Annotated in this window: 22 protein-coding genes; 11 read left to right on the forward strand and 11 right to left on the reverse strand. The window is 54.3% G+C overall.

Annotation, left to right across the window (positions count from 1 at the left end):
• The first annotated feature begins 17 nt into the window (after nt 1-17).
• Genes AAIG26_RS18840 through AAIG26_RS18855 form a run of 4 tightly spaced genes read left to right on the forward strand, consistent with a single transcriptional unit; the run spans nt 18 to nt 3,561 of the window.
• Nucleotides 18-959, forward strand: a complete 942-nt coding sequence (locus tag AAIG26_RS18840) for an ABC transporter substrate-binding protein (protein WP_343181214.1) — start codon at nt 18-20, stop codon at nt 957-959.
• A gap of 51 nt (nt 960-1,010) precedes the next feature.
• On the forward strand, nt 1,011-1,697 hold the full coding sequence (locus AAIG26_RS18845; protein ID WP_343181215.1) for a D-lyxose/D-mannose family sugar isomerase: 687 nt from the start codon (nt 1,011-1,013) through the stop codon (nt 1,695-1,697).
• Nucleotides 1,698-1,708: 11 nt separating this feature from the next.
• Nucleotides 1,709-2,569 carry a ketose 1,6-bisphosphate aldolase gene (locus AAIG26_RS18850; RefSeq protein ID WP_200552067.1) on the forward strand — a complete coding sequence of 287 codons (861 nt, stop codon included), beginning with the start codon at nt 1,709-1,711 and terminating at the stop codon, nt 2,567-2,569.
• Nucleotides 2,569-3,561 carry a carbohydrate kinase family protein gene (locus tag AAIG26_RS18855; RefSeq protein WP_020456174.1) on the forward strand — a complete coding sequence of 331 codons (993 nt, stop codon included), beginning with the start codon at nt 2,569-2,571 and terminating at the stop codon, nt 3,559-3,561. Before AAIG26_RS18850 ends, AAIG26_RS18855 begins: the two co-directional genes overlap by 1 nt.
• A 3-nt stretch (nt 3,562-3,564) precedes the next feature.
• Here the strand turns inward: AAIG26_RS18855 and AAIG26_RS18860 are convergent, their stop codons facing one another.
• Nucleotides 3,565-4,296, reverse strand: a complete 732-nt coding sequence (locus tag AAIG26_RS18860; RefSeq protein WP_020456173.1) for a response regulator transcription factor — start codon at nt 4,294-4,296, stop codon at nt 3,565-3,567.
• Nucleotides 4,297-4,553: 257 nt separating this feature from the next.
• Here AAIG26_RS18860 and fdhF point away from each other — a divergent pair, with 257 nt between their 5' ends.
• On the forward strand, nt 4,554-6,701 hold the full coding sequence (gene fdhF, locus AAIG26_RS18865; protein WP_082071791.1) for a formate dehydrogenase subunit alpha: 2,148 nt from the start codon (nt 4,554-4,556) through the stop codon (nt 6,699-6,701).
• A gap of 36 nt (nt 6,702-6,737) precedes the next feature.
• Here fdhF and AAIG26_RS18870 read toward each other — a convergent pair whose 3' ends face one another.
• The 4 genes from AAIG26_RS18870 to AAIG26_RS18885 are packed head-to-tail and all read right to left on the reverse strand — an operon-like array spanning nt 6,738 to nt 10,032.
• Nucleotides 6,738-7,472, reverse strand: coding sequence for a class I SAM-dependent methyltransferase (locus AAIG26_RS18870; protein WP_097406585.1), 735 nt, complete (start codon nt 7,470-7,472; stop codon nt 6,738-6,740).
• Entirely contained in the window at nt 7,450-8,160 is a 711-nt protein-coding gene (locus tag AAIG26_RS18875; RefSeq protein WP_020456169.1) for a methyltransferase domain-containing protein, read from the reverse strand. The genes AAIG26_RS18870 and AAIG26_RS18875 overlap by 23 nt, the downstream gene beginning before the upstream one ends.
• A 1-nt stretch (nt 8,161) precedes the next feature.
• A complete protein-coding gene (locus AAIG26_RS18880) occupies nt 8,162-9,055 on the reverse strand; it encodes a DMT family transporter (RefSeq protein WP_233500388.1) in 894 nt (297 codons plus the stop codon).
• Nucleotides 9,052-10,032, reverse strand: coding sequence for a sulfite exporter TauE/SafE family protein (locus AAIG26_RS18885; protein ID WP_343181216.1), 981 nt, complete (start codon nt 10,030-10,032; stop codon nt 9,052-9,054). Before AAIG26_RS18885 ends, AAIG26_RS18880 begins: the two co-directional genes overlap by 4 nt.
• Nucleotides 10,033-10,117: 85 nt before the next feature.
• On the opposite strand from AAIG26_RS18885, the gene AAIG26_RS18890 reads away from it, so the two are divergent.
• Nucleotides 10,118-10,825 (forward strand): ArsR family transcriptional regulator, encoded by a 708-nt coding sequence (locus tag AAIG26_RS18890; RefSeq protein WP_044489776.1) that lies wholly within the window; start codon nt 10,118-10,120, stop codon nt 10,823-10,825.
• 307 nt (nt 10,826-11,132) lie between these two features.
• Here the strand turns inward: AAIG26_RS18890 and gltP are convergent, their stop codons facing one another.
• Nucleotides 11,133-12,446 carry a glutamate/aspartate:proton symporter GltP gene (gltP, locus tag AAIG26_RS18895; protein WP_020456165.1) on the reverse strand — a complete coding sequence of 438 codons (1,314 nt, stop codon included), beginning with the start codon at nt 12,444-12,446 and terminating at the stop codon, nt 11,133-11,135.
• A gap of 684 nt (nt 12,447-13,130) precedes the next feature.
• Between gltP and acs the strand changes: the two genes are divergently transcribed.
• The 4 genes from acs to AAIG26_RS18915 all read left to right on the forward strand — a co-directional run bounded on the left by acs (nt 13,131) and on the right by AAIG26_RS18915 (nt 18,744).
• The gene (gene acs / locus AAIG26_RS18900; RefSeq protein WP_020456164.1) at nt 13,131-15,089 is read left to right on the forward strand and encodes an acetate--CoA ligase; all 1,959 of its coding nucleotides are present in this window, start codon (nt 13,131-13,133) and stop codon (nt 15,087-15,089) included.
• A 247-nt stretch (nt 15,090-15,336) separates the two neighbouring features.
• Entirely contained in the window at nt 15,337-15,651 is a 315-nt protein-coding gene (locus tag AAIG26_RS18905) for a DUF485 domain-containing protein (protein ID WP_170956342.1), read from the forward strand.
• Entirely contained in the window at nt 15,648-17,297 is a 1,650-nt protein-coding gene (gene actP / locus AAIG26_RS18910) for a cation/acetate symporter ActP (protein WP_045511824.1), read from the forward strand. Before AAIG26_RS18905 ends, actP begins: the two co-directional genes overlap by 4 nt.
• Before the next feature lie 151 nt (nt 17,298-17,448).
• Nucleotides 17,449-18,744, forward strand: a complete 1,296-nt coding sequence (locus AAIG26_RS18915; protein WP_343181217.1) for a Gfo/Idh/MocA family oxidoreductase — start codon at nt 17,449-17,451, stop codon at nt 18,742-18,744.
• 30 nt (nt 18,745-18,774) lie between these two features.
• Here the strand turns inward: AAIG26_RS18915 and AAIG26_RS18920 are convergent, their stop codons facing one another.
• Together AAIG26_RS18920 and AAIG26_RS18925 are read right to left on the reverse strand one after the other, a co-directional pair.
• The gene (locus AAIG26_RS18920) at nt 18,775-19,464 is read right to left on the reverse strand and encodes an LrgB family protein (RefSeq protein WP_020456159.1); all 690 of its coding nucleotides are present in this window, start codon (nt 19,462-19,464) and stop codon (nt 18,775-18,777) included.
• Nucleotides 19,461-19,868 carry a CidA/LrgA family protein gene (locus AAIG26_RS18925; RefSeq protein WP_020456158.1) on the reverse strand — a complete coding sequence of 136 codons (408 nt, stop codon included), beginning with the start codon at nt 19,866-19,868 and terminating at the stop codon, nt 19,461-19,463. Before AAIG26_RS18925 ends, AAIG26_RS18920 begins: the two co-directional genes overlap by 4 nt.
• 100 nt (nt 19,869-19,968) lie before the next feature.
• Between AAIG26_RS18925 and AAIG26_RS18930 the strand changes: the two genes are divergently transcribed.
• Entirely contained in the window at nt 19,969-20,862 is an 894-nt protein-coding gene (locus tag AAIG26_RS18930; RefSeq protein WP_313627314.1) for a LysR family transcriptional regulator, read from the forward strand.
• A 48-nt stretch (nt 20,863-20,910) separates the two neighbouring features.
• Here the strand turns inward: AAIG26_RS18930 and AAIG26_RS18935 are convergent, their stop codons facing one another.
• The 3 genes from AAIG26_RS18935 to AAIG26_RS18945 form a co-directional block, all read right to left on the reverse strand.
• Nucleotides 20,911-22,557, reverse strand: coding sequence for a Na+/H+ antiporter (locus tag AAIG26_RS18935; protein ID WP_020456156.1), 1,647 nt, complete (start codon nt 22,555-22,557; stop codon nt 20,911-20,913).
• A 171-nt stretch (nt 22,558-22,728) separates the two neighbouring features.
• On the reverse strand, nt 22,729-24,078 hold the full coding sequence (gene ghxP, locus AAIG26_RS18940) for a guanine/hypoxanthine transporter GhxP (RefSeq protein WP_017459481.1): 1,350 nt from the start codon (nt 24,076-24,078) through the stop codon (nt 22,729-22,731).
• 299 nt (nt 24,079-24,377) lie between these two features.
• Complete coding sequence (locus tag AAIG26_RS18945; RefSeq protein ID WP_343181219.1) at nt 24,378-25,046, reverse strand: glutathione S-transferase; 669 nt, start codon at nt 25,044-25,046, stop codon at nt 24,378-24,380.
• Nucleotides 25,047-25,304 lie beyond the last annotated feature (258 nt).

Raw genomic sequence — 25,304 nt, forward strand, 5'->3', positions numbered from 1 at the left:
TAAGCGAGGATTACAGCATGCGTCTTAAACCTCTTATCACTGCGCTCTGCGCGGGTGCTCTGCTGGCCAGCGCCCCGTTCGCGCAGGCCAAAGAACTGAAGTCCATCGGCGTGACGGTGGGCGATCTGGCCAACCCCTTCTTCGTGCAAATCACCAAGGGCGCGGAGCTGGAAGCGCGCAAACTGGCGGGCGATAAGGTCAAAGTGACGCTGGTTTCCAGCGGCTACGACCTCGGTCAGCAAGTGGCGCAGATTGACAACTTTATCGCCGCCAAAGTCGACATGATCATCCTCAACGCCGCAGATTCCAAAGGCATCGGCCCGGCGGTGAAACGGGCAAAAGACGCCGGGATCGTCGTCGTGGCGGTTGACGTAGCGGCGGAAGGCGCTGACGCCACCATTACCTCCGATAACACCCAGGCGGGTGAAATGGCGTGTAAATACATCACCGAGCGTCTGAAAGGCAAAGGCAATGTGGTGATCATCAACGGGCCGCCGGTTTCCGCCGTACAGAACCGTGTCGAAGGTTGCCAGACCGAGTTTAAACGCCACCCGGACATCAAGGTGCTTTCCGATAACCAGAACGCCAAAGGCAGCCGTGAAGGCGGGCTGGAAGTGATGACCTCACTGCTTGCCGCTAACCCGAAAATCGACGGCGTATTTGCGATTAACGATCCGACGGCGATCGGTGCCGATCTGGCTGCTAAACAGGCGCAACGCAACGAGTTCTTTATTGTTGGCGTCGACGGCAGCCCGGACGGTGAAGAGGCGCTGAAACGTAAGAACTCGCTGTTTGTCGCCACCCCGGCGCAGGATCCCCAAGTGATGGCCGCCCGCGCGGTGGAAATTGGTTATGACATCCTGCAAGGCAAACCCGCGCCGAAAGCGCCGGTGCTGATCCCGGTGACCATGATCGATAAACAGAATGTCGGCAGTTACAAAGGCTGGACGGTGAAATAACGGTTTATCCCTCTCCCGCAAGGGAGAGGGAGTGCCAACACAGGGGATACCATGAAACGCTCCGACATTAATGAGATTCTCGGCCATACACGACAGTTCTTCTCGATGCACGATGTGCATCTGCCTCCTTTTGCCAGTTTTCCACCAACCAAATGGCAACAGCTGGACAGAGAGGCCTGGCGCGAAGTGTTCGATCTGAAGTTAGGCTGGGATGTCACCGCCTTCGGCAGTTCGAATTTCTACGCCCAGGGGCTGACGCTGTTTACGCTGCGCAACGGCTCGCCCAACGGCGCGCCCTATGAAAAATGTTATGCGGAAAAGATCATGCATGTGCGCGACGCACAGGTGACACCGATGCATTTTCACTGGCGCAAGCGCGAGGACATCATTAATCGCGGCGGCGGTAATTTAATTATTGAACTGTGGAACGCCGGAGCGAATGACGAGACGCTCAACACCGACGTTACCGTGGTCATTGATGGCTGCATTCAGACACACGCGGCGGGCAGCCAGCTGCGCCTCTCACCAGGGGAAAGTATTTGCCTGCCACCGGGGCTGTATCACAGCTTCTGGGGTGAACCCGGCTTCGGCGATGTGCTGGTCGGGGAAGTGTCGTCGGTAAACGATGACGAGCATGACAACCACTTCCTGAATGCCATGGATCGCTACAACAACATTCTGGAAGACGAACCGGCGCTGCTGGTGCTGTGCAACGAGTATCATCTGTTTCTGAGCTAAAGGAGTTTGCTATGCCGCTGATTTCTCTTGCCGAAGGCCTGGCCCACGCCCGCGAACATCACTACGCCCTGGGCGCGTTCAACGTGCTCGACTCCCACTTTCTACGCGCCCTGTTCGCCGCCGCGAAACAGGAGCGCTCGCCGTTTATCATCAACATCGCCGAAGTGCATTTTAAGTACATCTCGCTGGACTCGCTGGTCGAAGCGGTGAAATTCGAGGCCGCCCGCAGTGACATTCCGGTGGTCTTAAATCTCGACCACGGGCTGCACTTTGAATCCGTGGTGCGCGCGCTGCGGCTCGGCTTTAGTTCGGTGATGTTCGATGGCTCCACGCTGGAGTACGAAGAGAATATTCGCCAGACGCGGGAAGTGGTGAAGATGTGCCACGCGGTGGGCGTTTCCGTTGAAGCCGAGCTGGGCGCGGTGGGCGGCGATGAAGGCGGTGCGTTGTACGGTCACGCCGATGAAGCCTGTTTCACCGATCCGGCGCTGGCGCGGGATTTTGTGGATCGTACCGGCATCGATACGCTGGCGGTCGCCATTGGTAACGCGCACGGCAAGTACAAAGGCGAGCCGAAACTCGATTTCGAACGTCTGGACGCCATTCGCCAGCAAACCGGCCTGCCGCTGGTGCTGCACGGCGGTTCCGGCATCAGCGATGACGATTTCCGCCGCGCCATCTCGCTCGGCATTCATAAGATCAACTTCTACACCGGCATGTCGCAAGCCGCACTGGGCGCCATTGAGCAGCGCATGGGCAACCGCCAGCCGCTGTATGATGAGTTCGCGCAGTTATTGCTCAGTGTTGAAGAAGCCATTACCGATACCGTCGCCGGGCAGATGCGCATCTTTGGCAGCGCGGGGCAACTGTGATGGAACGTAAAGGGGTTATCGCCGCCGGAAATATGCTGGTCGATCATGTCCACCAGATTGTGCAGTGGCCGGAGCGCGGCTGGCTGGCGGAAATCACCCACAGCGAGCGCTCCACCGGCGGTGCGCCGCTGAATGTCCTGCTGACGCTGGCGAAAATGCACGTTGGCCTGCCGCTACAGGCGGTCGGGCTGGTGGGCGAAGACAGCGACGGCGATTATATTCTGGCGATGCTGGAGCAGTATCACGTCAACCGCCAGCATGTACAGCGCACCACGTCGGCACCGACGTCCATGTCGCAGGTGATGACCGATCCTTCCGGGCAGCGCACCTTTTTCCACTCGCCCGGAGCCAATCGTCTGCTGGATCTGCCCGCCTTTGACGGGCTGGATGGCAGCATGAAGATTTTCCATCTCGGTTATTTACTGCTGCTCGACAGCCTGGATAAACCCGATGAGGAATTTGGCACCCGCAGCGCACGCCTGCTGGCGCAAATGCGCGAACAGGGCTTTGAAACCTCGCTCGATTTAGTGTCGCGCAAAGGCGATCCGCGCTATCAACCGCTGGTGCTGCCCTGCTTGCCGCATCTTGATTATCTGGTGATCAACGAACTGGAAGCGGGCGAGTTCAGCGGACTGGCAATGCGCACTGCCGACGATGGGCCGCATATCGACAATATCGCTCTCGCCGCAGCAAAACTGCTGGCGGCGGGCGTAAAACAGCGGGTGGTGATCCACTGCCCGGAAGGTGCCTGGGGTGAAGCACCCGGCGAAGCGGGCAGCTGGGTACCTTCGCGGATGCTGAGCCAGGCCGAAATTATTGGCAGCGTGGGGGCGGGAGACGCCTTTTGCGCCGGTTTTTTATATGGCTGCCACGAAAGCTGGCCGCTGCAAAAAAGCATTTTGCTGGCGCATGCCTGCGCCCGCGCCAGCCTGCTGTGCGCCAACGCCATTGACGGCGCGAAAACGCTGGACGCGTTATTACAAGAGTGCTGAGGCTCAGGCGGCTTTATCACCGTGAGAAACGTCTGCGGCAAACACGTAACCAAGCCCGCGCAAGGTTTTGATCAACGCGGGTTGGTGAGGATTGGTTTCGATTTTGCGGCGCAGGCGCATAATCAACACGTCAATGGTGCGATCAAACACATCGACGCTTTCGCTGTGCGTTAGCTCCAGCAACTGTTCGCGATTCAGTACCCGACGCGCGTTTTGCACCAGCGCCAGCAATAAGCTGTACTCCCCTTGCGTCAACGCCACGCTCTGCTGCTGCGGGTTAAACAGCTCACAGCGCTCAGGATCGAGATGCCAGCCGTTAAAGACAAACCCCGGCGTTTTTATCGCAGTGGCTTCCGCCGCCAGTACACCGGTACGCCGTAATACCGCTTTGACGCGCGCGACCAGCACACGCGCGTTAAAAGGTTTGCCAATGTAGTCATCGGCGCCCATTTCCAGGCCGACCACCACATCCGATTCGCTGCCCAGCCCGGTCAGCATCACCACCGGCAGCGACGGGCGCAGTTTTTGCAACTGCTGTAATACCTGCAAGCCATTGATATCCGGCAACATCATATCCAACAGCACCAGCGCGATATCCGCATGCTGCGCACAAAGGTTTACCGCATCACGCCCGTTATGGCAGGCGTAGACCGTAAAGACGTGCTCGTTGAGCACATCTTCCAGCAGTGAACACACCGCCGTATCGTCATCCACAACCAGAATCGCAGGTTTCATTATCCGCTTCCGCCAGGCTTTATTTGCTCATTCTGGCTCATTCTGTTGGCTGCGATTGATAAATGCAGCGACTAAATGCCGGATTTTTAACCGGGGTCACATCCCCCTGGCCTTTCGACACGTCACTTTTGACGATGACCTGCGTTTCGTCAGTATTTTGACCAAATATCCGCCGTAATATCAGTGAATACCCCCAGCAACACTGTGGCATAGAAGATGCATAATCGGGGGCGATATTCTTAACTGGAGCGAAAGTGATGAAAAAAGTCGTCACGGTTTGCCCGTATTGCGCCTCAGGTTGCAAGATTCACCTGGTGGTCGATAACGGCAAAATCGTTCGGGCGGAGGCTGCGCAGGGCAAGACCAATCAGGGCACGCTCTGCCTGAAGGGTTATTACGGCTGGGATTTTATTAACGATACCCAGATTCTGACACCTCGCCTGAAAACCCCGATGATCCGTCGCCAGCGCGGCGGCAAACTGGAGTCGGTATCCTGGGATGAAGCGCTCGATTATGTCGCCGGTCGTCTGAGCGCCATCAAAGAGAAGTACGGTCCGGATGCAATCCAGACCACCGGCTCTTCCCGCGGTACGGGTAATGAAACCAACTACATAATGCAAAAATTCGCGCGCGCCGTTATTGGTACCAATAACGTCGACTGCTGCGCTCGCGTCTGACACGGCCCATCGGTTGCAGGTCTGCACCAGTCGGTCGGTAATGGCGCGATGAGTAATGCCATTAATGAAATTGATAACACAGATTTAGTGTTTATCTTTGGTTACAACCCGGCGGATTCTCACCCGATCGTCGCTAATCATGTGATTCGCGCGAAACAAAACGGGGCGAAAATCATCGTCTGCGATCCGCGCAAAATCGAAACCGCGCGCATTGCTGATATGCACGTTGCATTGAAAAACGGGTCGAACATCGCCCTGCTCAACGCAATGGGGCATGTCATTATTGAGGAAAAGCTGTACGACGAAGCGTTTGTCGCCAATCGTACCGAAGGGTTTGAAGAGTACCGGAAAATCGTTGAAGGCTATACGCCGGAATCGGTCGAGGAGATCACAGGCGTCACTGCGCAGGAGATCCGCCAGGCCGCCCGTATGTATGCCGGTGCGAAAACCGCTGCCATTCTGTGGGGCATGGGCGTGACCCAGTTCTACCAGGGGGTGGAAACCGTGCGTTCGCTGACCAGCCTCGCGATGCTGACGGGCAACCTCGGCAAAGCGCACGTTGGGGTGAACCCGGTGCGTGGTCAGAACAACGTGCAGGGTGCCTGCGATATGGGCGCGTTACCGGATACCTACCCTGGTTACCAGTACGTGAAAGAGGAGGCGCACCGCGAGAAATTCGCCAAAGCCTGGGGCGTTGAAAGCCTGCCTGCGCATACCGGTTATCGCATCAGCGAACTGCCGCACCGCGTTGAGCATGGCGAAGTCCGCGCCGCCTACATCATGGGCGAAGATCCGCTTCAGACCGATGCCGAGCTTTCAGCGGTACGTAAGGCGTTTGAAGGGCTGGAACTGGTCATTGTGCAGGACATTTTCATGACCAAAACCGCAGCCGCGGCGGACGTCATCCTGCCGTCGACCTCCTGGGGTGAGCACGAAGGTGTGTATACCGCAGCGGATCGCGGCTTCCAGCGCTTCTTTAAAGCGGTGGAACCGAAGTGGGATCTGAAAACGGACTGGCAAATCATCAGCGAGATTGCCACCCGGATGGGCTATCCGATGCATTACAACAACACGCAGGAAATCTGGGATGAATTGCGTCATCTCTGCCCGGACTTCTACGGCGCCACCTACGAAAAAATGGGTGAGCTGGGCTACATTCAGTGGCCGTGTCGTGACACGTCGGATGCCGATCAAGGCACGTCGTATCTGTTCAAAGAAAAATTCGACACGCCGAATGGGCTGGCGAAGTTCTTCACCTGCGACTGGGTCGCGCCAATGGATAAACTCAACGAGGAGTATCCAATGGTGCTTTCCACCGTGCGTGAAGTGGGTCACTACTCCTGCCGTTCAATGACCGGTAACTGCGCCGCGCTCGCCGCGCTGGCGGATGAACCGGGTTATGCGCAAATCAACACGGCCGACGCTGCAAGGCTGGGCATTGAAGATGAAGCGCTGGTGTGGGTGAACTCGCGCAAAGGCAAAATCATTACGCGTGCGCAGGTCAGCGAGCGTCCTAATAAAGGCGCGGTATATATGACCTACCAGTGGTGGATTGGTGCCTGTAACGAGCTGGTGACGGAAAACCTCAGCCCGATTACCAAAACGCCGGAGTACAAATACTGCGCCGTGCGCGTGGAGCCGATCGCCGATCAGCGCGCCGCCGAGCAGTATGTAATAGATGAGTACAACAAACTGAAGACTCGCCTGCGCGAAAGCGCAATGGGTTAAGCGGTTAATGCGGGGTGTTCATCACCCCGCATTTTTTCAGATCTCTTTGGTAAAACAGCCAAACCAGAAGCCATTTTCGCGTTCGAACTTTTCATCGCCGAAAGCGCGAGTATGCTCGGAAACCACATCCAGACAGCAAACAGACAACCCCGCCAGATAGCGTTTCAGCTCATCCGCCGAATAGGCTTTTTCAATCATGTTGTCGAACTTACGTTTAAACAAGCCCGGCTCATCCAGCGTTACATCGACGACTTTATCGTTAACTACCGCCTGGTTACTGACTGCGAGGAAAAAATAAGCACCGCCCGGTTTCAGCAGCCTGACTACGTTGCTGAAATAAGCGACTCGTACCGCTTCATCGGGAATAAAGGTGATGGCGGACATAATATCGAAAATGCAATCAAAATGAGCATTCGGAAAGGGTAAATCCCCCGCCGCGTTGGCCTTGATAAGTTGTACAATACCTTTTTGTTGATAATCGCTTAGCAGCTCGGCTGTTTTATTAATTGCGACATCGGTCTGATCAATACCAACATAATTATCAGAAAAACCATGTGTAATCAGGTAATGAAGGTTGCGGCCAAATCCACAGCCAATTTCAAGCGTATTGACGGTAGTCGAGTCAGTTTGTATATATTCCAGACTTTCGTAAATTCGTCTTATTGCGTAACTGGGTGTGGTGCGCACACTTTGATCCGCCGATTTTTTATGTAACTCTTCCCATTTATTTTTATTTTGCTGGCTGCGCTTATTTGATGCAAAGGTATCCATGGAATTCACCGTATTTCATGATCGTGGCAATTTGTTTAAACCCGACTTCCGCAAGGATTTTTCTATTTTCCCGCTCGGTGCAAGGCCGCATCACTCCTTCGAGGCTAAATTTCTTAGCGATAATCTCATCAATTGAAAAGCCTCGTGATAGCTTAAATTTCAGATAACAAGACTCTATCATTTCATTTATTTTAGAGTCGTCAATAACCTCTTTTTCAAAAATAATCAGCGCGCCTCCAGGAATTAATGCGTCGTATAATTTTTCATACGCGATTATGCGCTTAGTCAGGGGGATAAATTGCAAGCAGTAATAAGAGGCGATAAAGTCGCACGCTTCCATATCGATATTTTCAATGGTGTCATGCACATATTCAATGGGTAAACTACCGGTTCTTTTTTTTGCCTGCGCGATCATATTCTGCACCGGCTCAACGCCAATAAACCGTGTCGCTGTTTTTTGACTATGACGGGTATAGATTTTATGAATCAGTGCGCCGGTGGAGCAGCCGATTTCATAAAACACGGAACCTTCTTTAATAAAGAAATCGCTTAAAAAACCAATAAGCTCATGCCCCTCCTGATAAACTGGCACCGACATTTGCACATGTTCATCAAAATGGCTGGCGACATCGTTATCAAAAGACCATTGTTTTCCGGTTGATATCGAAATACTGTTACCCACTTCCATGTTAATACTCCCGATTAAGAAGAAAGAGTGAAAGGACAATCAGGCATCCGCCGATAATAAGTTGGATGGAGAGACCATCATGCAAGGTGAAAATAGAAAAGATCGTTGAAAAGAGAGGAACCAGAAACAGAAAACCGCTGGCAAGGGTTGCGCCGCCCTGCCGTAGTGCTGAAAACCATAAACCGAACGAGCCAACGCTGGCCGGTAAAATAAGCCAAATAAACCACACCCAGCCCCAGGTTTGTAAATCGCCGATATCATATTTTTCATGTCTTATCCAGGCGATGATCAACATAAACAGCGCGCCGAGAAAAAGCTGCCAGCCGGTAAATACCCAGCTATCTTTATCAAAAACAAATCGCTTACTCACGACCGTGCATACCGCCCAGCATATCGATCCTAAAAACGCATAAAATAAACCGGTTCCGCCTTTAACGCTCTCAAGCCCCAGGCAAACAATGACACCCGCAACACCGATGACCAGTGAGATAATTTTTCGCTTGTTTAATTTATCGTGCAGTAAATAATGCGCCAATATCGCAAGCCATAGTGGATTGGTAAAAAGAATAATAGAAGACATGGATGAGGTAACGCTCTCCAGCGCCAGATTGAGAAAACCCATTGTCCCTGTCGTTTGCAACGCACCGACGACCGCAGTTAAAAGCAGCCCCTTCGCGACAGAACCTTCACTGGTCGGGATGATAGCCTGAATGCCACGGGTAAATATGGGAATTAATAGCATAAAAAGCCCGGCCGCCATAAACCGCCAACCGCCCATTAAAAATGGCGGCATGTTTTCATAAGAGATTAAGTATTTCCCGGTTGGAAAAGAAGACCCCATACAGAGGGTCGCAATAACGACTTTTATCAGAAAGTTCATATTTCTCGTGGTCACACCGCTTTCCTTTTATCAATATAGCCAATGGCAAACAATAAAACGGATGAAAGAGCAATAACGAGCATGGAGAGAAAGACATAATCCAGCTGCCTGAAAAAAGCAGCAGCGGTAAACAGATACTGAATAATAACCAGCGCCAGCAGAAGTTTTCGGATAAATGCATCTCCATGCCGAACAGAAAAAAGAATACCTAAAGGTGCAAAAATAATGACCACCGGAATCGTTGCACTAAGATATTTTAACGTCTGCATATTCACATTACCGGCACTGATATTTAACGCTGTCGCAAAGATGGATATCAATGCCATCACAATAACCGCAGAAGGTGTTGCCACAGATTCGGTGCGGGAGAACATTAAAATCAAAACACAAAAAAAGACCACATCGATGCCATTACCAATCCATGACGTTACAATCCCCCCCGCAAAGCAAATAGCGATAAATAGCAGTAATCGCCAGCCTCTCGCGTGGGTAATTCCAACAGTCTGCGAAATGTTTTTTTTCCTTCGGACGACAAAAATCGCTGCGCCAAAAGCAAGCCAGAATGAGGAGAAAAAAACTTTTAAACCTGCGGATGAAAAGGGATTGGGAATATAAAATAGCGCCAGCAGATAGCCCCAAAAGCTGGTTATTACACACCAGGTTATCAGAAATTTATCCACCGGTATCTTGCGGGTAAATATCGCTAAAGAAGACGCCGTCATGCCAAACGATTGCATAGCAAGGCAAAAAACAGCGGCCTCTTTCGCGGGGATCTGCTTGATAAATGTCAGTACCGGAAACGCCACCACACCACCGCCGACCGGTGTGGCACTGCCGACAAATGCGCCGACCATCATGGCGAGACTTAAAATATAATTCTCAGCAATACTAACAAAGCCAGTAATATAAACCGTCAATAAAAGCCATAAAATTAAAGCAAAAAATCTGAAAAAGAGGAGGGGGTCCTTATATAGAGGTCGTTGTAAGAACATTATGACTGCCTTGTCTGTTCTGAATTGCGGTATTCTTTACGAACAAACACATAAATGTTTAATTCTTTAATGAACTATGAACGTCATGACAGAGCAACTTCCTAATTTTAGTCGATTGGCTTGTTTATTAGCAGATGCGAGCCGGGCAAGAATGCTCTGCGCGTTAATGGATAATAACCGGCTCACCGCATCGCAATTAGCTATCACCGCCGGGCTTTCCCCTCAATCGACGAGTAATCATCTGGCGAAACTCATCCATTGCCGCGTCGTTGCCTTTGATAAAATTGGCCGCAACCGTTATTACCGGCTTTATAACTCGCTGATTGCCCAGGCGATAGAATCAATGATGGTCGCCACCTATGCTGATAGCAATTTTCAGGAACGCATCAAACCCAGCGGGTTCAAGAAAATGTGTTATGCCAGAACCTGCTACGACCATATTGCCGGACATGTCGGCGTGACCATCTACGAGCACCTTTGCCAACAAAAAGTGCTCGAGGCCGCGGAGGGAAACCTTGCCATTAGCGCCGCTGGCGATACGTGGTTCAGCACACACTTAGGCATTGATACTCACGCCCTTAGCCATTCACGCCGGGCGCTGGTGATCCCCTGCATGGACTGGAGCGAACAGAGTTACCATCTTTCGGGAGAGCTCGGCGCGCATCTCTTTAATGCGCTGCTCAGGAAGCGTTTTATCATCAAAACCAATGAGGCACGTATTTTGACCGTCACCCCTGCCGGGAAAGCGTTTTTGCAACGCAGCCTGGGTATTCATAACATTGATGATGAGTGATGTGCCGTCTGTCGGCCCTCACCGCCTGCGCCAGCCCGTCGCGAAATACCTTCACCGCCGGGCGCACAGGAGAAGCTGCATATGACCGATCACGTTTTGTCCCTGCGCATAACGCACAATGATCCCGCCCTGCCCGCCCGTTACCATCCATGTTGAAACCCTGCTGAGCATCCGGCCGGATACATATAGAGGTGGCGTGATGGGATGTTCGATCAGAGCGTTAATGAGCGAGCGGCGTCGTTTGACAGGCAAGGCGGGTAAGCCCGCCTGATGTAAAAATCCCTCCATGAAGGAGGGATTGAGAAGGTTACTGGTCGGCGGTCTTATCAAATTTGCCCAACATTTCGCGCTCGTAAGCGCGCGCTTTTTTGCGGTCAAACTTGTGCTCCCACTTGGCGATCACCAGCACCGCCAGCGCATTCCCCACCACATTCAGCGCGGTACGTGCCATATCGAGGATACGGTCAACACCAGCGATAAACGCCAGGCCTTCCAGCGGAATACCGACGCTACCCAGCGTTGCCAGCAGTACCACGAAGGAGACACCCGGCACACCCGCAATACCTTTCGAGGTGACCATCAGCGTCAGCACGAGGATGATTTCCTGCCACAGCGACAGGTCAATGCCATACAGCTGAGCAATAAAGATCGCCGCAATACTCTGGTACAGCGTCGAACCATCAAGGTTAAAGGAGTAACCGGTCGGCACCACGAAACTGGTGATCGACGCCGGCGCGCCATAGGCTTCCATTTTCTCGATAATGCGCGGCAGCACGCTTTCCGAGCTGGCGGTGGAGTACGCCAGGATCAGCTCATCTTTCAGGATGCGGATCAAAATCCAGATGCTCAGACCGCACACCCGCGCCACAATGCCCAGTACTACCAGCGCAAAGAACAGAATGGCGAAATAGACCAGGATAACCAGCTTTGCCAGCGGCCACAGCGAAGCGAAACCAAAGTTCGCCACCGTTACTGAGATCAGCGCAAACACGCCGACCGGCGCATAACGCATCACCATATGGGTGACTTTAAACATGGTTTCGGAAATAGAACGGAACACGGTGACCAGCGGCTCGCGGTGCGAAGCTGGCAGGGAAGAGAGCCCCAGACCAAACAGCACTGAGAAGAAGATGATCGGCAGCATATCGCCCTTCGCCATCGACGCGATGATATTGGTCGGCACCAACGATAAAATCGTCCCCATCAGGCCGTGGGCGTGGCTTTGCACATCCGCGGTGGTGCTTTGGTATTTCGAAATATCCACCGTCGCCAGCTGCGACATATCAATTCCCGCGCCTGGCTGGAACACATTCGCCATCGTGATGCCGAGAATAATCGCCACCGTAGTGATCACTTCGAAATAGATGATGGTCTTCGCGCCGATACGGCCAAGCTGTTTCGCGTCGCCAACGCCTGCAATGCCGACAATCAGCGTCGAGATAACAATCGGCACGACAATCATTTTGATCAAATGGATAAAGATATCGCCCGCCGGAGACAGGAGATTCGCAATCAGCCATTCGCGGCTGTCGCTGTGGTAGTGCAGATAACTACCCAGAAGAATACCCAGCACAAGGGCTAGCAGAATCTGCCAGGCCAGGCTGATTTTCATGTTTTTCATAACTACAGACATCCTCAATGAAGCGCCATTCCAGGCAAGGAACGACACATACTGAAAGGGTATGATTAGCGTCGCACAGTATTGTGGGGTTTTTTAACGCGCATTATCAGTATCATTTGCAGGGTGTAACGCGCAACCCTATACCGGGAGGGGGTTTGACTGAATTTTTACTCAAAAACCGTCTTTTATTTCAGTTATGACAAATAACTCTTTGTTATGAAAAACTTTTCACTATCGGCAAATCCAATATTTACCATCGGAAATTATTGTGGGTAATTCGTTTATTTGCGCATTTTTTAATCACGAAAAATGTCTCATAAGCCAATTTCTAACGTTATTTCGTCTGCGATTCCTTGTTAATGCAGTGAATAATTCATCATCGTAACCATTACCACCCTACTGATTACATAATGGATTTTCATAGGCTTGCAACAGCCTGCTTTTTTACGCCGGTAGTAAGCGTAATCGAATTGTCACCTTCCATAACTTGCTGTTATGAAGCGTCTTTCTTACCGTTCCACCTTTTTGCGTTCTTTCGCGCGCCAGCACATTTATTTTGCTCGCTTTTTGCACAATTCATTTAATGCGTGATCTATCGCGCAAATAGTAAACAAAGCTGGCAAAGGCCCTACAATTAACGTTCTTGTGACATATTATTAACATCTTACAAGGAGAGCAATCGCCATGAGCCAAATACATAAACACGATATTCCCGCCAATATTGCGGAACGTTGCCTGATAAATCCGGAGCAGTATGAGGCCAAATACCAGCAATCGGTAACTGACCCTGACACATTCTGGGGCGAGCAAGGCAAAATCCTCGACTGGATCAAGCCTTATAAGAAGGTGAAAAACACCTCCTTCGCGCCAGGCAATATTTCCATTAAATGGTATGAAGACGGCACGCTGAACCTGGCGGCCAACTGCCTCGACCGCCACCTCGCCGAACGCGGCGATCAAACGGCCATTATCTGGGAAGGTGATGACGCCAGCCAGAGCAAACTCATCACCTACCGTGAACTGCACCGCGATGTCTGCCGCTTCGCCAATGTGCTGGTGTCGCTCGGTATTAAGAAAGGCGATGTCGTCGCCATCTATATGCCGATGGTGCCGGAAGCCGCTGTGGCAATGCTCGCCTGTGCGCGTATTGGCGCGGTGCATTCGGTCATTTTCGGTGGCTTCTCGCCGGAAGCGGTCGCCGGACGCATTATTGACTCCAGCTCACGGCTGGTGATCACCGCCGATGAAGGCGTGCGTGCCGGGCGCAACATTCCGCTGAAGAAAAACGTTGATGACGCGCTGAAAAACCCGAACGTCAGCAGCGTCGAGCATGTCGTGGTGTTCAAACGCACCGGCGGCAACATCGACTGGCATGAAGGGCGCGATCTGTGGTGGAACGAGCTGACCGACAAGGCCAGCGACCAGCACCAGCCGGTAGAAGTGAATGCAGAAGACCCGCTGTTTATCCTTTATACCTCCGGCTCCACCGGGAAACCGAAAGGCGTGCTGCACACCACCGGCGGCTACCTGGTCTATGCCGCGTCAACCTTTAAATATGTCTTCGATTATCACCAGGGCGATGTCTACTGGTGTACTGCCGACGTCGGTTGGGTGACCGGGCACAGTTACCTGCTGTACGGGCCGCTGGCCTGCGGCGCCATCACGCTGATGTTTGAGGGCGTGCCGAACTGGCCGACCCCGGCGCGCATGAGCCAGGTGGTGGACAAACATAACGTGAATATCCTCTATACCGCGCCAACCGCCATTCGCGCGCTGATGGCGGAAGGGGATAAAGCGATTGACGGCACCAGCCGGTCTTCGCTGCGGATCCTCGGCTCCGTCGGCGAGCCGATTAACCCGGAAGCCTGGGAGTGGTACTGGTCAAAAATCGGTAACGGTAAATGCCCGGTCATGGATACCTGGTGGCAGACGGAAACCGGCGGCTTTATGATCACCCCGCTTCCCGGCGCAACCCAGTTGAAAGCCGGTTCCGCCACGCGCCCGTTCTTCGGCGTGCAGCCTGCGCTGGTGGATAACGAAGGTAACGCGCTCGATGGCGCGACCGAGGGCAACCTGGTGATCACCGACTCCTGGCCGGGCCAGGCGCGGACGCTGTTTGGCGATCACGAACGCTTTGAGCAGACCTATTTTTCCACCTTCAAAAATATGTACTTCAGCGGTGACGGGGCGCGTCGTGACGAAGATGGCTACTACTGGATCACCGGTCGCGTGGATGACGTGCTGAACGTCTCCGGTCACCGTCTGGGAACGGCAGAGATCGAATCGGCGCTGGTATCACACCCGAAAATCGCCGAAGCGGCGGTCGTCGGCATTCCACACAACATTAAAGGCCAGGCCATTTACGCTTACGTCACGCTCAACCACGGTGAGGAACCGTCGCCGGAGCTGTACACCGAAGTGCGAAATTGGGTGCGTAAAGAGATTGGCCCGCTGGCGACGCCGGACGTGCTGCACTGGACAGACTCACTGCCAAAAACCCGCTCCGGCAAAATCATGCGCCGTATTCTGCGCAAAATCGCCGCTGGCGATACCAGCAATCTCGGCGATACCTCAACGCTCGCCGATCCTGGCGTAGTGGAAAAACTGCTCGAAGAGAAGCAGGCCATTACCATGCCATCGTAATAATCGTAAAACCCTGCCGGATAGCGGCGCGAAAGTGTGTTATCCGGCGGCAAACGCAACCATAACGCTCTCCTTCCAAGGAGAGGAAACAACCACCTCACCCTACAATTCCTAATGGATTTCGTGTTGCAGGAAAGCGGCAAACGCGCATATCCCAGGCGCAACGATAACGATGTGACTGGGGCGGGCGCGTGCGGCCAACTGACCGGCAGCGCGCAAGACAACGGGGAGACCTCTGGAGAATTCTGTGATGAATAACATTTATCAACAGATAGAAAACAGTGCGCATTTCAGGGAGTTAGTCGAAAGACGGCAACGGTTTGCCTTTATGCTTTCCATCATCATGCTGATTATCTACGTCGGCTTTATTTTGCTGATCGCGTTTGCCCCGCACTGGCTCGGTACGCCCTTGCATGAAGGCACCAGCGTCACGCGCGGTATTCCGATTGGTATCGGTGTGATTGTGATTTCGTTTGTGCTGACCGGCGTGTACGTCTGGCGGGCAAACGGCGAGTTTGATCGTCTGACCAAAGCGGTTCTGAGCGAGGTAAAAGCATCATGAAGAGAGTCCTGACGGCGCTGGCCGCCACACTTCCTTTTACGGCTCACGCCGCCGATGCCATCACCGGCGAGGTACAACGCCAGCCGACCAACTGGCAGGCGATCATTATGTTCGTCATTTTCGTCGCGCTGACTTTGTACATCACCTACTGGGCATCCAAGCGGGTGCGTTCGCGCAGCGATTACTACACCGCCGGCGGTAATATCACCGGTTTTCAGAACGGCCTGGCAATAGCGGGTGACTTTATGTCAGCAGCCTCGTTCCTGGGGATTTCCGCGCTGGTGTACACCTCCGGCTACGATGGACTGATCTACTCGCTCGGCTTCCTCGTCGGCTGGCCGATCATTCTGTTCTTAATCGCCGAACGCTTGCGCAACCTGGGGCGTTACACCTTTGCTGATGTGGCCTCTTATCGCCTGAAACAAGGCCCAATCCGCACCCTTTCTGCCTGCGGTTCGCTGGTGGTTGTCGCGCTGTATTTGATTGCGCAAATGGTCGGCGCGGGCAAATTAATTGAGCTGCTGTTTGGCCTGAATTATCACGTCGCCGTGGTGTTGGTTGGCGTGCTGATGGTGCTGTATGTGCTGTTCGGCGGCATGCTCGCCACCACCTGGGTACAGATCATCAAAGCGGTGCTGTTACTGTTCGGCGCGAGTTTTATGGCCTTTATGGTAATGAAACACGTCGGTTTCAGCTTCAATAACCTGTTCACGGAAGCGATGGCTGTCCACCCGAAAGGGGTGGCAATCATGAGCCCTGGTGGACTGGTGAAAGATCCGATCTCCGCCCTGTCGCTCGGGCTTGGGTTGATGTTCGGCACCGCCGGTTTACCGCATATTCTGATGCGTTTCTTCACCGTCAGCGACGCGCGCGAAGCGCGTAAAAGCGTGTTCTACGCCACCGGGTTTATGGGATACTTCTACATTCTGACCTTTATCATCGGTTTCGGCGCCATCATGCTGGTGGGCGCAAACCCGGCCTTTAAAGACGCGGCGGGCGCGCTGATTGGCGGCAACAATATGGCGGCAGTGCATCTGGCAGATGCGGTTGGTGGCAACCTGTTCTTAGGCTTTATCTCCGCCGTGGCGTTCGCCACCATTCTGGCGGTGGTCGCCGGGTTAACGCTGGCGGGTGCCTCTGCGGTTTCCCACGATCTCTACGCCAACGTGTTCCGCAAAGGCGCGACCGAACGCCAGGAGCTGAAAGTGTCGAAAATCACCGTGTTGATACTGGGGATTGTCGCCATTCTGCTCGGCATCCTGTTCGAAAAACAGAACATCGCGTTCATGGTTGGGCTGGCCTTCTCGATCGCCGCCAGCTGTAACTTCCCCATCATTTTGCTCTCGATGTACTGGTCGAAGCTGACCACGCGCGGTGCGATGATTGGCGGCTGGCTGGGCCTGTTGACGGCAGTTGTCCTGATGATCCTCGGCCCGACAATTTGGGTGCAGATCCTTGGTCACGCGGCACCGGTGTTCCCGTATGAGTATCCGGCGCTGTTCTCCATCGCCGTGGCGTTTATCGGTATCTGGATCTTCTCCGCCACCGACAACACCGAAGCCGGCAAACTGGAGCGCGAACAGTTCCGTGCGCAGTTTATCCGTTCGCAAACCGGGATCGGTATCGAACAGGGCCGCGCTCATTAACCCTCCTCCCCGGTCAGTAATGGCCGGGGATCACACTTTCCCGCCTTTTCGCTACCCCTCTCCCACCAGCGCGCTACAGTAACCTCAGCTTATTGAAACAGTGTTTTTAATACATCAGCACGTTAATTCATTTATGACTGAAGAGGGTGTGATGAAAAAATATGCTTTAGTGGGAACCGGTGGGCGCGCCGGGCTGTATATTTCCGCCATTGGCGGGCAGTGGAAAGAGAATGCCCGCATGGTGGCGTTTTGCGACAGCAACCAGACGCGCATGGATTACGCCAACCAGCTGTTACAAAACGAAGACGCTCAGCCCGTTTCCACGTGGAAAGCGGCGCAGTTTGAGGCGATGATCCGCGAAACCCGGCCAGACATTGTTATTGTCACCACCATGGACAGAACCCATGACGACTACATTGTGCGGGCGTTACACGCAGGCTGCGATGTGATCACCGAAAAGCCCATGACCATCGACGAGCAGCGGGCGCTGCGTATTCTCGATGCCATTGAGCAGACCGGCAAAACCGTGCGCGTGGCGTTTAATTACCGCTATGCGCCGCACCACAGTAAGGTGCGCGAGTTACTGATGAACAACACCATCGGTGACGTTTATTCAGTACATTTCGAATGGTTGTTGAACACCGAACACGGCGCCGATTATTTCCGTCGCTGGCACCGGGAAAAACGCAACAGCGGCGGGCTGCTGGTACATAAATCGACCCACCATTTTGATCTGATGAACTTCTGGCTCAACAGCTACCCGCAGCGGGTGTATGCCGAAGGCGGGCTGCGTTTTTATGGCAAAGAGAACGCCGAAAAACGCGGCGTTAGCCAATTTTACCCGCGCACGCACGGCTATGCCGCCGCTCACGATGATCCTTTCGCGCTGCATATGGCGGACAATCCGCAGTTAAAAGCGCTTTATCTCGACGCCGAACATGAAGATAACTACTGGCGCGATCAGAGCGTGTTCAGCGACGGCATTACCATTGAAGACACGCTTTCAGTGCTGGTGAAATACCAGAACCAGTGTCAGCTCACTTATTCGCTAAATACTTATCTACCGTGGGAAGGGCTAAACGTGGTGTTTAACGGCAGCCAGGGGCGGCTGGAGATGAAAATCGTCGAGAAATCCTACGTTAACGCCGGCGGCGAACGCGCCAATGAAGGCAGCCTTGAATCCTGTGACATCACCGTGTTTCCGATGTTTGCCGCACCGTGGAAAGCGGATTTTATCCTTGGCGAAGGCGGCCACGGCGGCGGCGATAACGCCATGCTGGCGGACTTGTTTGGCACGCCGGGCAATGACCCGCTGAAACGCGCCGCCGATCACCGCGCAGGTGCGATGTCGATTCTGACCGGCATTGCCGGGAACATTTCCATGCAGCAACAACGCCCGGTTAACTTTAACGAGTTCGAACTGATCGCAAGGCTGAAAAAGCACTGACCTTCCGGCTCCCCGTTGCCAGGCGGGGAGCTAAAACATCACGCTGGCGATCAGCGGCGCTGCCAGCACCATCAATACGCCAGAAAGCATCATCACCAGACTTGCGACCACGCCCTCCTGCTGCCCCAGCTCATAAGAACGTGCGGTGCCCGCGCCGTGTGAGGCCGCGCCAAAACCGGCCCCTTTCGCCACACCTTCGCGAATTGATAAGCGCAGAAACAGCACATCGCCAACCGCCATGCCAAATACGCCAGTGACCACTACAAACAGCGCCACCAGATCCGGCTGGCCACCAATCGGCCCGGCGGCCGCCAGCGCAAAAGGCGTGGTGATTGAACGCACCGCGAGGCTGCGCTGGATCTCATCCGGCAACGTAAACAGCCGCGCCAGCCAGACCGAACTGGTCACCGCCACCACCGAAGCGGTGATCACACCCGCTGATAGCGACATCCAGTGACGGCGAATAATCGCCAGGTTGTCATACACCGGCACGGCGAAAGCGATGGTCGCGGGCCCCAATAGCCACATCAGCCAGTGGGATTCACCAATGTAGTCCTGCCAGGAGATATGGCCGAACACCAGCATTAACACCAACAGCAGCGGCGTGAATACCAGTGGCATCAGCGGTAATTTACGAAAACGGCGGTAGAGCCGTTTATTGAGGAAATAGCACACCAGCGTCATCGCCAGGCACAGCAGGCTTAAAGCGAAATCACTCATTTTTTCAGCCTGCTGAGTTCGAAGCGGTAGACTTTATCCACCACCCAGGCGGTAGCACCGAGCACCAACAGCGTGCTCAAACCGATCACCATAAAAATGCGCCAGCCTTCCACCATCAACAGTTGCGCGTAATTAACCACAGCGACCACCGCAGGCACGAAGAACAGCAACATTTCCGCCAGCAGCCAATGCGCGCCGGCGCGCACCCAATTGAGCGGGATCACCCGACAAAGTATTAACCCCAGCAGCAGTATCATGCCCACCAGATTGGCAGGGAGCGGCAGATGCAGCCATTGAACCAGGTATTGCGCAAAGATAAACAGCCCGGCATAAAGCAATACCTGAAGCGGAACCTGTAAACGACGCACAAGGGCAGGCGTAACACGGCTTAACGCCACGTCCATAACGATTTTCCATCAAATAAGCAGGCGGCCAGTATAGAGAGCCCCAATGCGCTACTGAAATGAATTAAACTCATCGCATACATAGTTCTAAGGAATAATTATGGACATCAGAACGCTGCGCTATTTTGTGGAGGTGGTACGCCAGCAAAGTTTCACCCGCGCGGCGGAGCGCCTGTTTGTGACGCAACCGACCATCAGTAAGATGTTGAAAAATCTCGAAGACGAGCTGAACTGCACGCTGCTTATTCGTGACGGGCGCAAACTTTTACTCACCGATACCGGCCGCGTGGTGTATGAGCGCGGCATCGCCATCCTCGCGGAGTTTCGCCAGTTAGAAACCGAACTTGGCGACATCAATCACCTGAACAAAGGGATTTTGCGCCTCGGCATTCCGCCGATGGTCGGCATGCTGATGGCCGGGCCAATCAACCTCTTCAGCCAGCGCTATCCCGGTGTGGAACTGAAGATTGCCGAGTTTGGCGGTCTGACCGTACAGCAAGCCGTGAGCAACGGTGAACTGGATGTGGCGATGACGGCGCTACCGGTCGAAGAAGAGAGTGGCCTGGCTACCCTGCCGCTGTTCAGCCATGCAATGTGCGTGCTGGTGCCGCGCTCCGGCAGTTGGCTTGCGCGTGAAGTCGTGACGCCGGAGGAACTCGCCGGGCATCCGCTGCTGATCTACAACGAAGATTTCGCCTTAAGCCGCCAGCTCATGCTGCTGTTTCAACAACATGGCGTGAAGCCGCGTATCGCCGTGCGCAGCGGTCAGTGGGATTTTCTCGCTGCGATGGTACAAGCGGGCGTGGGTATTGCCATTCTGCCGGAGCCGGTCTGCCAGCGGCTGGATAAAACCACGCTGCGCTGGATCCCGCTGCAGAGCGACCTGCGCTGGGAGTTAGGAATGATTTGGCGCGAAGGGGTTTATCTTTCCCGCAGTGCGCAGGCGTGGCTGCAATGTTGTAAAGGGTTCTGGCTTGATGAGAAAAGCGAGTAACGGGGTTAACTGGCCGGGCAGCGCATAAATGGCGGCCCGGCGCAGGGTTTACTTATGCTCTAACAGCAGCGCTTCCAGCAGGTCGAGATCGTGCAGCAGTTTTTGCAGCGTCTCGTTACTGATCTGCCGGGTTGCGCGCAGATGGTAAAGCTCGGCGCGCTCTGAGCGCAGTGCCGCCAGGCGGAAACGGCGCTCCAGATTCTCTTCCTGCAGGGAACTCTCAACGTTATTGCGTCCGTCTGCACGGCGGCGCAGATTTCCGATCACCCGCGAACTCACCTCCGTGAGTAACTGGTTATCAATGTTCTCTTCGGTGTCTGCCGCCAGCCGCTCTTCCATCTTCTGAATCGCGACAATCGCCACGTCTGCCGTTGCTGCGCGCGCCATCCGCTCCTCTTTGTACTGCTGCGCGTGGTCGCGTACTTCAACATGCTGCAACAATGCAGGCAGCGCGATTACGCCAACAAACAGCGAGAACAGGATCACCCCGGCGGCGAGGAACACCAGTTCATAGCGCGCTGGAAAGACATCGCCACTCGGCAACAACAGCGGAATGGAGAGCACACCGGCAAGCGTTATCGCCCCGCGCACCCCGGCAAAAGTGGCGATCAGCAGCTCGCGGTCGCTCCACGAGGCGAACTCCATGGGTTTTTTCACCAGGAAACGCTGGCTGAATCTCTTCATCGTCCACAGCCAGCCAAAACGTACCAGCATCAGCGCGGCGTAAATCAGCACAATATCGGTAAACAACATCCAGGTTTCGACATTTGGATCGGCTTCTGCCGCCACCAGCGAAGACTCCAGAATGCCTGGCAACTGTAAGCCTAACAGCAAGAACACCATGCCGTTAAAGACGAACTCCAGCATCGCCCAGGTGCTGTTGGCGCGCAGACGCATGGCCAGCGGCGCGGTGCGCATCACGCCGGAACGGGTGATGGTCATCCCCGCCGCGACCGCCGCAAGAATGCCGGAAAAGCCGATGTGTTCCGCAATCAAATAGGAGGCGAACGGCAGCAGAAACAGCAGCACGATTTGCGTTGCCGGTTCATCGCCGCCCCAGCGGCTGAGAAAACGCAGCGAGCGGCCATACAGCCAGCTGACCACAAACCCGGCCAGCAGACCGCCAATCGCCACTTTGAAAAATTCGAACGTCGCGCCGCCCACGGTGAACACCATGGTGCCCATCACTACCGCCACGGCGAATTTCAGCGACACCAGGCCCGAAGCGTCGTTCATCAGCGCCTCGCCCTGCAAAATACCCATGATTTTCTTCGGAATACGCCCTTCCCCGACAATGCCGGAAAGCGCTACGGCATCGGTTGGCGACAGCACCGCCGCCAGCGCAAAGGCGGGCACCAGCGGAATGCCCGGCACCATCCAGTAAATTAAGAAACCGATCCCGACCACGGTGACTACCACCAGCGCCAGCGCCAGGCCAAAGATTTCGCGGCCATGCTCGAGGAACTCGCGCGTGGGCGTTTTCCAGCCGTCGGCGAAGAGCAGCGGCGGAATAAACAAAACCAGGAACAGTTCCGGGTCGAACTCCACATGCAGGCCAAAGGTAGGAAAGGCCAGCAGTGCGCCGATGGCGATCTGCATCAGCGGAAGCGGGATTTGAAATGGAAGAACACGAGTCACGACGCCAGAAAGCGAGACGACAAGGGTCATGATGAGAATGGTAAAAAATATTTCCATGCGTTCCCTGTTTGCGATGTGTTGTTATAAAGGCCTCAGACCTTGATGCCAGAGCCTTCAGCTTAACGCAAAGAAACCGGGCTGTGGGCAAAAAAATGGGCAACCGAAGTTGCCCATTGTGTAAAGGTTTATGCTCAACGCCCTCTGCCCACAGGAAGAGGAAAAGCGGTGTCAGATCGCCCAGCCGCCCGCATAGAAAGCCACCAGCGCGATGGCAATCACCACGGTGCCGATATTCAATTTTCGCCACTCACCGGATACCACGCGGCCAATTACCAGCGAAGCAAAACCGATCATGATGCCGGTGACGATGTTGCAGGTCAGCACGATAAACACGGCAGTAATCAGACCCGCCATCGCATCGACGAAGTCGGCAAAATCGATTTTCGCCACGTTACTCAGCATCAGCAGACCAACGTACATCAGCGCTGGTGCCGTGGCATAAGCCGGGACCAGGTAAGAGAGCGGAGAGAGGAACAGGATCAGCAGGAACAACACGCCCACGGTGATCGCCGTCAGGCCGGTTTTACCGCCTGCCGCCGTACCCGCCGCAGATTCGATATACACTGCTGCCGGTGCCGCACCCACCAGGCCTGAGAAGACGCTGCTCAGGGAGTCGGTGGTCAGCGCTTTGCCGCCATCGATAATCTGGCCGTCTTTGCCCAGCAAGTTTGCCTGGCCCGCTACCGCACGGATAGTGCCGGTGGCGTCAAATACCGCTGTCATCACCAGCGCCAGCACGCTTGGCAGCACCACCGGGTTCAGCGCGCCGACGATATCCAGGCTGCCGATCAGCGAGTTGCCTTTGTCATCGCTGAGCGACGGCATGGCGAAAATGCCAGAAAAATGTACGTTCGGGTCGAAAATTAGACCCACAATCGACACGCCGATAATGGTCAGCAGAATGCCGCCCGGCACTTTCAGTTTTTCCAGGCCGATAATCACCGCCAGACCAATCAGCGACATGATCACCGGGAAGCTGGCAAAGTGGCCGAGAGTCACCGGCAGGCCGTCCAGCGGGTTCTTAATAACCAGCCCCACGCCGTTGGCGGCGATCAGCAGCAGAAACAGGCCAATGCCGATACCGGTGCCATGCGCAACGCCCTGGGGCAGGTTGCGCAGGATCCAGCTACGGATGCCGGTGGCAGAGATAACGGTAAACAGCACACCCATCAGGAACACCGCGCCAAGGGCGACCGGTACGCTGATATGCTGGCCCAGCACCAGGCTGAACGCGGTAAAGGCGGTCAGAGAGATAGCGCAACCGATAGCCAGCGGCAGATTCGCCCACAGGCCCATCACGATGGAGCCGACACCGGCAACCAGGCAGGTGGCGACAAACACAGCCGCCGGTGGGAAACCGGCTTTACCCAGCATGCCAGGTACGACGATGACCGAATAGACCATCGCCAGGAAGGTGGTTAAACCGGCAACGATTTCCTGACGAACCGTGCTGCCACGGGCAGAAATTTTAAACAGTGCGTCAAGCGAACCGCCGGTACGCGCAGAAGGCGTAGACATAGAAACATCCCCTGAGAATTTTATTGTGCGTTGGCATGCGTGGTGGACAGTCCACTGCCGGTTAAACGTCATCTCCCTGGGCTGCGTTGTGACAAAAGGTCACAAAAAAGCAAACGTTTAACTCCGCGCATACAACGGTTGGTCAAAAAAAGGCAAACGATTATCCAGCGTTTATATGGCGCTTTTCAACTGAACTTTGCCGCTTTTCGCTAAATTTCGCGCGAAGCGGCGAAGAAGTGGGCGTCAGATGCGCAAACGTTATCGTCGGTGCGCAACTTTGCAACATTTGCCGATCATTTTTAGCTGCCAGGCAGATCAAATGGCCCACCCTGCACAATGGCGCGCTGCCATGCCGGACGCATCTCGACCCGTTTTTTCCACGCACGTAAGTTGGGCAAATCCTCCACGCCGCCGCGAGCCAGCAGCGCAAACACCGGGAAACTCATCTGAATATCGGCCATGCTCAGTTGATCTCCTGCAAACCAGCTTTTCTGCGCCAGTTCACCTTCAATAAAGCGCGCATGGTTTTCAATTTGCTGTTTCAGGAACGCTTTATCGACACCCTTAGCGAGGAGTTTTCCCACACTGCGTATCCCGAACGGCACCGGGGGTTTACCCAGGCTGTTCATCACCAGTTTCATTAATAGCACGGGCATTAGCGAACCTTCGGCGTAGTGCAGCCAGAAACGGTAATCCAGCTTCTGTTTTGTCTCCTGCGGTTTAAAGCGTTGCTCAGGGTCGTAAGTTTCCTGCAAATATTCGAGGATCGCCCCGGATTCGGCGAGGATCAGCCCTTGATCCTCCACCACCGGTGACTTGCCGAGCGGGTGCACTTTTTTCAGGGATGCCGGTGCCAGCATTGTTTTTTCTCGCTGGTAGCGGACAATTTGATACGGCACGCCCAATTCTTCCAAAGCCCAGAGCACGCGCTGGGAGCGAGACTGATTAAGGTGATGCACCGTAAGCATATTTTTCTCCAGAGAATTCATACACATTAACTATAGAAAACCCGCACTTGCAGCGGTGAAAAAAAAGACAAAAATAATTGCTCAAAAAAGTAGCAATTATGCCGCTGTGGCCTACACTAAAAGTGTCAGCACAACCCGGAACCTCCAACATACTGAGGGGTGCTGGTGTCGGGGGAAACCCTCCCGTAACTGAGCGGGATAGAGAGAAAGACAAAGACCGGAAAACGACTAAAGCGCCCCAACGGGCGCTTTAGTTTT

It is taken from the genome of Kosakonia sp. PSU_27 (genome assembly GCF_039409795.1).
Lineage (GTDB): Bacteria > Pseudomonadota > Gammaproteobacteria > Enterobacterales > Enterobacteriaceae > Kosakonia.